This window comes from Microbulbifer maximicatervae (SeqCode) (assembly GCF_052467305.1).
The window spans coordinates 3,178,660-3,190,273 of record NZ_CP174306.1 but is presented as its reverse complement, the minus strand read 5'-3'; the positions used below and the strand labels follow the sequence as shown (position 1 = coordinate 3,190,273).

At 53.6% G+C, this 11,614-nt stretch carries 10 protein-coding genes; 8 read left to right on the top strand and 2 right to left on the bottom strand.

The window, feature by feature from the left end; all coding sequences use genetic code 11:
* Nucleotides 1–2: 2 nt before the first annotated feature.
* Complete coding sequence (locus tag ACJJI4_RS13980; RefSeq protein WP_444925549.1) at nt 3–2,708, bottom strand: [protein-PII] uridylyltransferase; 2,706 nt, start codon at nt 2,706–2,708, stop codon at nt 3–5.
* Nucleotides 2,709–2,831: 123 nt separating this feature from the next.
* On the bottom strand, nt 2,832–3,602 hold the full coding sequence (map, locus tag ACJJI4_RS13975) for a type I methionyl aminopeptidase (protein WP_444925548.1): 771 nt from the start codon (nt 3,600–3,602) through the stop codon (nt 2,832–2,834).
* 325 nt (nt 3,603–3,927) lie between these two features.
* On the opposite strand from map, the gene rpsB reads away from it, so the two are divergent.
* The 8 genes from rpsB to rseP all read left to right on the top strand — a co-directional run bounded on the left by rpsB (nt 3,928) and on the right by rseP (nt 11,539).
* Nucleotides 3,928–4,674, top strand: coding sequence for a 30S ribosomal protein S2 (gene rpsB / locus ACJJI4_RS13970; protein WP_282933677.1), 747 nt, complete (start codon nt 3,928–3,930; stop codon nt 4,672–4,674).
* A gap of 113 nt (nt 4,675–4,787) precedes the next feature.
* Nucleotides 4,788–5,651, top strand: coding sequence for a translation elongation factor Ts (gene tsf / locus ACJJI4_RS13965; RefSeq protein ID WP_444925547.1), 864 nt, complete (start codon nt 4,788–4,790; stop codon nt 5,649–5,651).
* Between the two features lie 162 nt (nt 5,652–5,813).
* Nucleotides 5,814–6,551 carry a UMP kinase gene (gene pyrH, locus ACJJI4_RS13960; RefSeq protein WP_282933675.1) on the top strand — a complete coding sequence of 246 codons (738 nt, stop codon included), beginning with the start codon at nt 5,814–5,816 and terminating at the stop codon, nt 6,549–6,551.
* Nucleotides 6,548–7,105 (top strand): ribosome recycling factor, encoded by a 558-nt coding sequence (frr, locus tag ACJJI4_RS13955; RefSeq protein ID WP_282933674.1) that lies wholly within the window; start codon nt 6,548–6,550, stop codon nt 7,103–7,105. Before pyrH ends, frr begins: the two co-directional genes overlap by 4 nt.
* Nucleotides 7,105–7,860: a polyprenyl diphosphate synthase gene (uppS, locus tag ACJJI4_RS13950; RefSeq protein WP_444925546.1), complete on the top strand. Its 756-nt coding sequence runs from the start codon at nt 7,105–7,107 to the stop codon at nt 7,858–7,860. Before frr ends, uppS begins: the two co-directional genes overlap by 1 nt.
* 122 nt (nt 7,861–7,982) lie before the next feature.
* Complete coding sequence (locus tag ACJJI4_RS13945; RefSeq protein WP_444925545.1) at nt 7,983–8,828, top strand: phosphatidate cytidylyltransferase; 846 nt, start codon at nt 7,983–7,985, stop codon at nt 8,826–8,828.
* A gap of 110 nt (nt 8,829–8,938) precedes the next feature.
* Nucleotides 8,939–10,123: a 1-deoxy-D-xylulose-5-phosphate reductoisomerase gene (gene ispC / locus ACJJI4_RS13940; RefSeq protein WP_444925544.1), complete on the top strand. Its 1,185-nt coding sequence runs from the start codon at nt 8,939–8,941 to the stop codon at nt 10,121–10,123.
* Between the two features lie 60 nt (nt 10,124–10,183).
* Complete coding sequence (gene rseP / locus ACJJI4_RS13935) at nt 10,184–11,539, top strand: RIP metalloprotease RseP (protein ID WP_282933671.1); 1,356 nt, start codon at nt 10,184–10,186, stop codon at nt 11,537–11,539.
* The last annotated feature ends 75 nt before the right edge of the window (nt 11,540–11,614 follow it).

Sequence of the window (11,614 nt, the reverse complement as noted above, 5' to 3'; positions counted from 1 at the left end):
GGTTAGGCGTCTTGGTTGTTCAGTTCCAGGCAAATGGCTTTTTCCAGTGCGCCGTTGGCCTCGATGTCGGTAAGTGGTGATCCCTCGGCGTCGGTAATATGAAAAATATCTTCGACTCGTTCACCGAGTGTCGAAATTTTTGCATTGTGCAGGCGCAGATCGTGGGAAATAAAAATTCGCGCGATGCGGGCCAGCAAGCCGGGTCTGTCGGCACTGGTAATTTCCAGGGTGCTGTAATGATCGCCGGGCTCAGTGGAAAGGTGAGCCTGGCTCTTCAATTCAAACATTTTAAGGCGGCGGGGCGTACGTCGCTGAATGATCTTTGAGTAGTCCTCAACCAGGGCTAATTCCTGCTGTAGTGTGTCGCGAATCTGCGCTAGGCGCTGGGGTTCGTCCAGTAGCGGTTGGCCCGCTTCATCCAGCACGTAAAAAGTATCCAGCGTATAACCGGAGGCAGAGTTGTACAGGCGCGCATCGTGGACGTTCAGGTTGAGCATATCCAGCCCGGTAACCGCTGCGGCAAATACGTTGGCTCTATCAGGTGTGTAGACAAAAACCTGGGTAGCGCCGTCGTGCTCGCCAGGCCCTGAGTTTCGCGTTAAAACCAGAGTGTCTTTTTGGCTGGTGTCCGGGCTGCTGTGCAGTTCGTGGATGGCTGAAGTGTGCCAGGTGATATTGTCAGCGGTTTCGCGAACAAAATAGTCATCCCCCATTTGTGCCCAGATATTTTCCACAGAGGCTTGCGGAAGTCCCATAGCGTCCAGTTTTTCCATTGCCTGGCAGCGGGTTTCCTCGATGATTTCTTCCCGGTCGATGGGGTTTTCCAGGCCTCGGCGCAGGGCGTGCCGGGTGGCCTGGTAGAGCTGGCGCATCAAACTGGCCCGCCAGCTGTTCCAGAGTTCCGGGTTGGTGGCATTGATATCTGCGACTGTGAGGGCGTACAGGTAGTCCAGATGTTCGCGGTCACCCATTTCACGGGCGAAAGCGTGCACGACTTCGGGATCACTGATGTCCTGCTTCTGTGAAACCTGGCTCATCAATAGATGCTTTTCTACAAGCCAGCAAACCAGACGCCGGTCGCGGGCGGGCAGGTGGTGGCGCTGGCAGAATTCCGCTGCATCCACAACGCCCAGTTTGGAGTGGTCGCCACCGCGTCCTTTGGCGATATCGTGGTAGAGACCGGCAATATACAGCAGTTCCGGTTGGCGCATGCGCTCGAGAATTTCCGCTGCAATCGGGAATTTTTCCCGCGCCTCGGGGCTCCGGAAGCTGCGCATATTGCGCACAACTTGCAAGGTGTGGGCATCCACGGTGTAGATATGGAATAAGTCGTGCTGCATTTGCCCGGTTACCTGCCCAAATTCTGGTAGGTATCGCCCGAGAATGCGGTAGCGGGTCATTCGGGATAGCTGGGTTGACAAGCCCCGGGGTGAGCGAAGCAGCTGCATAAACAACTGGGTATTTTTCGGATCTGCGCGGAACTGGTCGTCGATCAGGTGTCGGTGCTCGCGAATCAGGCGGATGGTGGAGGCCCGTACTCCGCTAATATCCGGGTTGTTGGCCATCAGCACGAAGATCTCTAGCAGGGCCGAGGGCTCCTGGTTAAATACCTGGGAGTGGGTAACCTCAATATTGCCGTCGCGCAGCTGGAATCGCTCATTTAGCGGAATGACCAGTTGGCTGCCTTTGCGCTGAAGGATGGCTTCGCCGAGATATTGGAGAAGTACATCGTTCAATTCCTGCAGTGCCATCACGATGCGGTAGTAGTTGTGCATAAACTGCTCAACGGCGAGCTGGGTGTCGCTATCCACATAACCGAATTGCTTCGCCAGTTCTCTTTGGTAGTCAAACAGCAGTCGCTCTTCCGCGCGGCCGGCGAGTAGGTGCAAGCCGTAGCGCACACGCCAGAGGAAGGTTTCCCCGGACTGTAATATGGCGAACTCTTCCTCGGTAAAAAATGCCTTGCCCTGCAGTTGCTTTAGGGTGCGCACTTGGAAAAAATATTTGGCAACCCAGGCAATTGTCTGGATATCCCGCAGGCCCCCGGGAGAGTTCTTAATATTGGGCTCAAGAATATATTCAGCAGCCTGCTGATTGCTGTGCCGCTTTTTCTGTTCGGCGAGCTTGGCTTTGAAGAATTCTTCGGTGGGCCATAGCCTTTTGTGTTCCATTTGTGCAGTTAGTTGCTCGCCAACAGTGCTGTCGCCGACAACTGTGCGGGATTCGGTGAGGTTGGTGGCCACGGTGATGTCCTTCGCGGCCAACTCCAGGCACTCCTCGATATTTCGTACAGAGTGGCCGATATCCAAGCCCAGGTCCCATAAAAAGGCTACCAGGCGCTCTATGTTGTCGATGGTATCCGGGGTTGGGTGATCGCTGGAGAGGATGAGTAAATCGATATCGGAGTGGGGGTGTAGCTCTCCGCGCCCGTAGCCGCCCACAGCGAGAAGCCCTATATCGTCTCTCCACTCGAACTGGTGCCAGGCGTAATGCAGAAGGCAGTCTATAAACAAGGCTCGCTCGTGTACCAGCGTGACAACGTCCTCTCCCTCGCGAAAACGCTCTGCCATTTGCCGTTCGGCTGCGCCGACAGCATCTTTGAATATCTCCAGAGTGGGTTTGTCGCCGGAGCTTAAATCCCTGCGAAAACGGGACTGATCAAAGAAAAACAGGGGGCGTTCAAAATAGGGAGGGCTGACCGGCTGCATGGGAAGTCCGTTTGGCTCTTGGGCTGCCGCAGGTGGGGAGCGGCTTGGGTTCGGTTTGCGGAGATCCGCTACTGTAGTGCCGCGAGTAATGCACTTATTCCTCGCGGCACTGTCAGTACGGCTTTAGAAGTTCTCCTCGCTGCGCGCTGTGAGTACTTCTACACCGTCGCTAGTCACTGCCATGGTGTGTTCCCATTGAGCGGAGAGACGGCGGTCCTTGGTTACCGCAGTCCAGCCATCTCCCAACACTCGCGTGGCCGCTTTGCCTGCGTTAATCATGGGTTCAATGGTGAAGGTCATGCCCTCTTTAAGCTCTTCACCAGCTCCCGGCTGACCGTAGTGAAGAATTTGTGGGTCTTCATGGAAGACGTCGCCGATGCCGTGTCCGCAGAAGTCGCGTACCACTGAGTAATAGTTTTTCTCAGCGTGCTGCTGGATGACGTGGCCAATATCGCCGAGGGTAGTGCCGGGGCGGACAATTTCGATGGCTTTGTACATGCACTCCTGGGTGATTTGTACCAGGCGTTCAGCGTGGGCGGCGGGCTTGCCGGCAAAGAACATCTTGCTGGTGTCACCGTACCAGCCATCTTTGATAACGGTCACATCGATATTAATGATGTCGCCCTTCTTGAGAATTTTGCTCTCGGAGGGGATACCGTGACACACCACTTCGTTGACGGAAGTGCATATAGATTTTGGGAAGCCGCGATAACCGAGGCAGGCTGGGATCGCTTTCTGTACCTTCACGATGTGTTCGTGGCAGCGTCGATCCAGTTCTTCGGTAGTGACTCCTGGAACGACATACTCGCCAATCATTTCCAGCACCTCTGCGGCGAGGCGGCCTGCGGTGCGCATCTTGGCGATTTGTTCTGGGGTCTTAATGGCTGAGGTCATGCGTATCCTTTGTTTCTGGGTTGGGGCGGGTAGCGCCCAAGAGGCGGGCTATTGTAGCGGATTGCTGGCTGTAGGACACATTTTGCCGCTATTGGCGCAAGGATGGCTCAGGCGTCCCGCCAATAGCATTGAGGCGTGATCATTTGCGCGAAATCGGCGCCAATTCTTCACTATGGGGTGCACTTGTGGTATAAAGCGCGCCGCCTGGGGATACTCCCTGGGCGAGTAAAAGCCGCACACGCATCGACACATGTGTCTGGGTGCCCTGAAAGGGGTTGACGCATGGGATACGTGGAGGACTAACCCGTATATATAGAGGTTTATTATGCCGCAAGTAAGTATGCGCGATATGCTGCAGGCTGGTGTTCACTTTGGTCACCAGACCCGCTACTGGAACCCGAAGATGGGTCAATTCATCTTTGGTGCCCGCAACAAGATTCACATCATCAACCTTGAGCACACTGTACCGGCTTTCAACGAAGCCCTACAGATCATCAAGGGCATGACTGCTCAAAAGAAAAAGATTATGTTTGTTGGCACCAAGCGTGCTGCACAGAAGTCTATCAAAGAGCAGGCAGAGCGTTGTGGCCAGCCTTACGTCAGCAACCGCTGGCTGGGTGGTATGCTCACCAACTACAAAACCATCCGCGCTTCCATCAAGCGTTTCCGTGAGCTGGAAGCCCAGTCTCAGGACGGTACTTTCGAGAAGCTGACCAAGAAAGAAGCTCTGATGCGTACCCGTGCCATGGATAAGCTTGAGCGCTCCATCGGTGGTATCAAGGATATGGGTGGCCTGCCTGACGCGATCTTCGTAATCGACGTTGAGCACGAGCGCATCGCTATCCAGGAAGCTAACAAGCTGGGTATCCCCGTAATCGGTGTTGTCGACACCAACAGCGATCCCGCTGGTGTTGATTACGTGATCCCCGGTAACGACGACGCTATCCGCGCAATCAAGCTGTACACCACAGCTGTAGCCGACGCAGTACTTGCCGGCGCTGCAGAGGCTGGTAACACCGTTGCGAAGGACGAGTACGTCGAAGCTAACGATGACGAAGCCGCTGCAGAGTAATTTGCAGGGCTAAGTGGTGTAACACAGTCGTTTTACACTGCGAACTCAAAAAGGGGCCCGAATTACGGCCCCTTTTTTCTAATTTTTAGTGACAGAACCCCGAGGATTGAATCATGGCGATTACCGCGTCTATGGTAAAAGAACTGCGCGAGCGTACCGGCCTGCCGATGATGGAGTGTAAGAAAGCTCTGACGGCTGCTGATGGCGACATCGAAAAGGCGATTGAAGACCTGCGCAAAGCCTCCGGCCTGAAGGCCGCTAAGAAAGCTGGCCGCACCGCTGCTGACGGCGTTGTTGCCGCTAAAGTTGCAGAAGACGGCAGCTACGGCGTACTGGTTGAAGTGAACTCCGAGACTGACTTCGTTGCTCGCGATGAAAACTTCCAGGCGTTTGTTGCCAAGGTTGTGGAGAAGGCATTTGCCGATCGCCAGCAAGACGTAGCTGCCCTGATGGAAGGCGAGCTGGAAACTGCTCGTGAAGCACTGGTTCAGAAAATCGGTGAGAACATCGGCGTGCGTCGTATCGAGCTGGTTGAAGCCCCAGTTGTAGGTGCTTACGTTCACTCCAACAACCGCATCGCTGCCCTGGTAGCTCTGAGCGGTGGAGAGATCGAGCTGGCTAAAGATGTTGCCATGCACGTGACTGCGGTTAACCCGCAGGTGAACAAGCCGGAAGATATGCCTGCTGACGTCCTGGAAAAAGAAAAGGACATCATCAAGGCTCAGCCGGATATGGAAGGCAAGCCGGCTGAAATCGTAGAGAAAATGATGGGTGGCCGCATCAAGAAGTTCCTGAAAGAGAACAGCTTGGTAGAGCAGCCTTTTGTTAAGAACCCGGACGTAAGCATTGGCAAACTGGTAAAAGATGCCGGTGCCGATGTGGTTTCCTTTGTTCGCTTCGAAGTGGGTGAAGGTATCGAGAAGGAAGAGGTGGATTTCGCAGCGGAAGTTGCGGCCCAGGTTAAGTCCTCTTCTTAATCGCATATTATTGGGTGCCCTCGGGCACTCAATCGCAGTGGGGTGCTTCTGCTGGGGTTTCTTGCCCACAGTGGAGCACCCCTCTGTGTAAATGACTGAAATTGTTGTAATGTTCAGCGGCAAGGCCTGGCCACTAACAGGTACATTGAAGGGGACTAACGAATGCCCGGTATTAAAGACCGCAAGTATAAGAGAATTTTGTTAAAGCTCAGCGGCGAAGAGCTGATGGGTGATCAGGGTTTCGGTATCAGTCCCAAGGTGCTGGACAAAATGGCCCTGGAAATTGGGCAGCTGGTTGGTATCGGGGTCCAGGTGGGCCTGGTTGTTGGCGGCGGCAACCTGTTCCGTGGGGCTGCGCTGAGCGCTGCAGGCCTCGACCGTGTGACCGGTGATCACATGGGAATGCTGGCCACGGTAATGAACGCCCTGGCACTGCGCGATGCCCTGGAAAGATCTGACATCTCCTCGAGAGTGATGTCCTCGATTCAAATGAGCGGTATTGTCGATCACTACGATCGCCGCGCGGCTATTCGCTACCTGGAGCGTGGCGAAGTTCTGATTTTTGCTGCCGGTACCGGCAACCCTTTCTTTACCACTGATTCTGCAGCTTGTCTGCGCGGTATCGAAATTGAAGCCGAATTGGTTTTGAAGGCGACCAAGGTCGATGGCGTCTACTCTGCTGATCCCAAACTCGACCCGACAGCAACTCGCTATGACCAGTTGACTTACGATGAGGTTCTCGACAAGAAGCTCGGCGTGATGGATTTGACAGCTATCTGCCTGTGTCGCGAGCACAATATGCCTGTACGTGTATTCCGCATGGATAAGAGCGGGGCGCTGTTGAATATTGTGGTTGGCGGCGTGGAAGGCACCTTAATTGAAGAGGAAGTGAAATCGTGATTGAAGATATAAAAACAGACGCGAAAGCTCGTATGGGTAAGGCACTTGATGCCCTGGCTGGAAATTTCAATAAGATTCGCACCGGCCGTGCACACCCGAGTATTCTCGATGGCATCCACGTCTCCTATTACGGTTCTGATACTCCGTTATCTCAGGTTGCCAATGTTACTGTTGAGGATGCGCGCACTCTCTCCGTAACTCCCTGGGAGAAAAACCTGGTCCCGGATATTGAAAAGGCCATTATGAAGTCCGATTTGGGCCTCAACCCCAGCACAGCTGGTGCGGTTATCCGTATTCCAATGCCTATGCTTACCGAAGAGACCCGCAAGAACTTCACTCGCCAGGCAAAAAGTGAGGCAGAGACAGCGCGGGTTTCCATTCGCAATATTCGTCGCGATGCGCTGGCGGACGTGAAATCACTGGTCAAGGACAAGGAAATTTCTGAGGACGATGAGCGTCGCGCAAGTGACGACATTCAGAAAATTACCGATCAGTTTGTCGCTGATGTGGACAAAGCATTGGCAGCGAAAGAAAAAGACCTGATGGAAATTTAATGAGCATCGGTGGTACCGAGCTAAATGCTCCCGGCCCACGTCACATCGCCATTATTATGGATGGCAATGGGCGCTGGGCCGCCCGCAAGGGCCTTTCCCCTTCAGCCGGCCACAAGGCCGGCGTCGAGCGTATCCGCGACCTGCTTTCAGCTTGTAAAGCTCGCGGAGTCAAAGCGCTTACTCTGTTCGCCTTCTCCAGCGAGAATTGGCAGCGTCCCCCAAAGGAGGTCGAGCTGCTGATGAGCCTGTTTAATTCCTATTTGCGCAAAGAGGCCCGACGGATGCGGGAGGAGGGGGTTCGCCTGAGAGTTATAGGTCGACGGGACCGATTCTCTCCGCGCTTGCAGCGCGCTATAGCCGAAGCGGAAGATATCACCCGTGCTGGGACTGAGGGCGACCTGATAATTGCCGCTGATTATGGAGGGCGCTGGGATATTGCCCAGGCGGCCAGTAGATTGGCTCAAGAGGTTGCCGATGGCGCGCGTTCCCCAGAGTCGATTACTGAGGATGCGCTTGGCAAATACGTACAACTTCAAGATCTGCCACCGGTAGATCTTTTGATCCGCTCCAGCGGTGAGCAGCGTATTAGTAACTTTATCCTCTGGCAGGCCGCTTACAGTGAATTTTATTTTACTGATACGCTTTGGCCTGACTTTGACGAAGCCGAACTGGATGAGGCTATCGCAGAATATGAATTACGTGATCGCCGCTTCGGCGGTCGCGCCGTGGGGGATGACGCGATCGCTCAAGCGTAATCCGGGCAAGTCTGCAACGCCGGGCTTGCGATACAAATTGGTTGGAAATCTTTGCCGACAAGCTCTTGATCTGTGCAGTTTATCCAGACAGAGTTGTCTAGCTACTTACAAAGGGGTTTGCGGTGCTAAAACAAAGAATAATTACTGCTTTGGTGCTATTGGCACTGTTTATGGGGGTATTGTTTTTACTTCCAATGCAGTGGTTTTCGCTGATATTTGTGGCGGTTATCTTGCTGGCGGGCTGGGAGTGGGCCAACCTCTCGAATTTGAATCGAGCCTTGCGCTTCGTTTTTTTGGCCGCACTGGGGTTAACCCTAATGGTCACGGCTCAGTACGTCTTTTCAATGAATTTTGATGATCCGGATATCGATCGCGGTCGCCAGATTCTGGCTGTAGCCTGTGGTTGGTGGGCGCTCGCTTTCTTGTGGGTGCAGAGCTACCCGTCCAGTGCTGCTCTGTGGGGTAACCGTTGGGTACGAGGCCTGATAGGCCTTGTTGTGTTAGTTCCAACCTGGTTGTCACTAGTGATTTTGCGTGGTTTGGATCACGGCGCTTGGCTAGTCCTTTATGTAGTAGCGATCGTTGCGGCGGCGGATGTTGGTGCTTACTTCGTTGGTCGTAAATTTGGTAAGCACAAGTTGGCTCGAGAGGTTAGCCCTGGTAAGTCGTGGGAGGGCTTTTTCGGTGGCTTGGGTGCCTGCTTAATTTTGGCTCTGGTCACCTCTTATCTTTTTGAGCTTCCAGTGAAAAATACTGTTCTATTTACTTTTGGTGTTCTTGTTACTGCGTTGGCCTCGGTTATTGGTGACCTAGTGGAAAGCATGTTCAAGAGGCATCGGGGGATCAAGGACAGTAGCCATATGTTGCCTGGTCATGGCGGTATTCTTGACAGGGTAGATAGCCTTTCCGCTGCTCTGCCGGTGTTCGCAATGGCTGCACTGGCCAGCGAATTGCCGAAATACCTATAAAGGCTTTTCCACTCCAGCTTCTGTATTTAATTCGATAGCGCCCAGTTTAATGCTGGGCGTGCAACTGTTTGGTGGCAGCAATATTGCTATCAGAGGTACGAAAAGGGCCTATGCAAGTAATTCTCCCGCAACAAATTACCGTTCTCGGCTCCACTGGTTCTATCGGCGTGAGCACCCTGGATGTGTTGACGCGACACCCGGAAAAATATGCTGTTTTTGCTCTTACCGCCCGTGAAAGGGTTGCCGACCTTGCTCAGCAGTGTCGGCGGTTTAAGCCTCAATATGCTGTTGTTGTCGATGAGGCGCGAGCTGAAGAGTTGCGAGTACTGCTTGGCGATGAAGTGGATACGGAAGTTCTAAGTGGGGTGGAGGGTTTGTGTCGTGTTGCCTCCGATACTCTGGTCGATACAGTCATGGCGGCGATCGTAGGAGCTGCGGGATTGCGCCCAACCTTGGCGGCAGTAGATGCGGGCAAGAAAGTGTTACTGGCGAACAAGGAAGCGCTTGTTATGGCGGGCCCAATATTTCAGAGGGCCTTGAATAAGAGTGGCGCGCAACTGTTGCCGATTGATAGTGAGCACAATGCAATCTTTCAATGTTTGCCATTCCCCTGTGAGGATCTCGAAGCTGCGGGCGTGGAAAAAATACTGCTTACGGGTTCGGGCGGGCCATTTCGCACACGGGCTGCGAATGAGTTGGGGGCGGTGACGCCGGATGAAGCTTGTGCACACCCCAATTGGTCGATGGGCCGGAAGATCTCTGTTGACTCCGCCACAATGATGAATAAAGGGCTCGAATTTATAGAAGCGTGCTATTTGTTTAATGCGCGCCCTGAGCAGATTGAGATAGTCGTGCACCCCCAGAGTATTATTCACTCGATGGTACAGTACCGGGATGGCTCTTTACTGGCGCAGATGGGTAATCCGGATATGCGCACGCCTATCGCCCATGCCCTGGCTTTTCCCCTGCGCATTGATGCAGGGGTACCAGCTTTGGATCTGATTGCGCAAGGCAGGCTGGATTTTGAGGCCCCGGATTTTAATCGTTTTCCTTGTCTGCGTTTGGCGCGAGAGGCTGTAAATGAGGGAAAAAGTGCTCCAACAGTCTTAAATGCAGCGAATGAAATTGCAGTAGAAGCCTTCCTGGAGGGGCGTTTAGCATTTACTGATATTGCATTGGTGATAGAAAAAGTGATGAATAGGGCTCCCGTTGTTGAACTGTCGGGGCTCGAGGCAGTCGAAGCCATTGATTTCAATGCGCGAGAACTGGCCAAGCAGGCGCTTGCCGCCCTATAAACACATTGCCCGGCGTATAATGGCCGCTAAATTGCGTATGACAAGAAGTTGTAGCTGAGTATGGATCTAATTCAGACGGTAATCTGGGCCTTGGTGGCTCTCGGTGTACTGGTATCTTTCCACGAGTTTGGGCATTTTCTTGTAGCACGTCTGTGTGGTGTTAAGGTGCTGCGGTTTTCTGTGGGGTTCGGCCGCCGGTTGATCTCCCGCTATGATCGCCACGGTACCGAATTCACTATTTCCGCTATCCCCCTCGGCGGTTACGTAAAAATGCTCGATGAGCGCGAAGGGCCTGTAGCGGCTGAAGAGCTGGATCAGGCGTTTAACCGCAAGAGCGTATGGGCGAGGATGGCGATTGCCGCTGCCGGCCCTGCCGCTAACTTTCTTTTGGCGGTAGTCTTTTTCTGGGCTGTGTTCCTCGGTGGAACAGCGGGCCCAGTTCCTATTGTGAAATCCGTTGAGCCCGGGAGTATTGCTGCGTCGGCAGGCCTTGAGTCCGGGCAGGAAATTGTTGCTGTTGATGGTGAGGCTACCCCTACTTGGCAGGCCCTCAATTGGCGCCTGGCAAACCGCCTGGGTGATAGTGGCACCATAGAATTCTCTGTGCGCTATCCGGATTCCAACCTCGAATACCATATGGTGGCGGATATCAATCGCTGGCTTGCCGGCCGAGAAGTTCCCGATCCGCTCGGGGAGATTGGTCTGCAGCTCTGGACTCCACCGGTGAGTATGACTCTTCATAATGTGGTGGAGGGAAGCCCGGCAGCCTCAGCTGGGCTCAAGGCTGGAGACAAGATTGTCTCGACCGATGGCCGTGACTTTTCATCTTTTCAAAGCTGGACCGATTATGTGAGAGCCCGCGCTGGTGTTCCAATGGATATCACTGTCGAGCGTGGAGGCGAACCGCTGACGGTGTCTGTAACACCGGCGGAGATCAAGCTGGACAGCGGTGAAACCATAGGGCAGGTCGGAGTGCAGCCGGTATCAGAGACTTGGCCGGATGATCGAGTACGGATTTACCACTATGGGGTGGGTGGCGCTTTAGTTAAGGGCTTGCAGGAGACCTGGGATAAAACAGTCTTTACCCTGAATAGTTTGAAGAAACTATTATTTGGTCAACTTTCGACCAAAAACTTGAGTGGCCCCATTACCATTGCTAAAGTGGCGGGTACTTCCGCGGAAGCGGGATGGCAGTCTTTCCTGTCATTGCTGGCGTTGCTCAGTATTAGTCTTGGTGTACTCAATCTGTTGCCTATCCCGGTACTCGATGGTGGTCACCTCCTTTACTACGGTATTGAGGCGATCAAGGGGTCCCCTGTGTCAGAGAGGGTGCAGGTGATTGGTTTACAAGTGGGCATGGCCCTGGTGCTCTGCATTATGGGGTTGGCTCTGTACAACGATATTTTACGTTTGTAGTGCCCTGGATTGGCTTTTTTCCGGGCTGATAATGTGAGTGAGATTTTTATACGTGTGAGACGTTTTGTCTTAGCA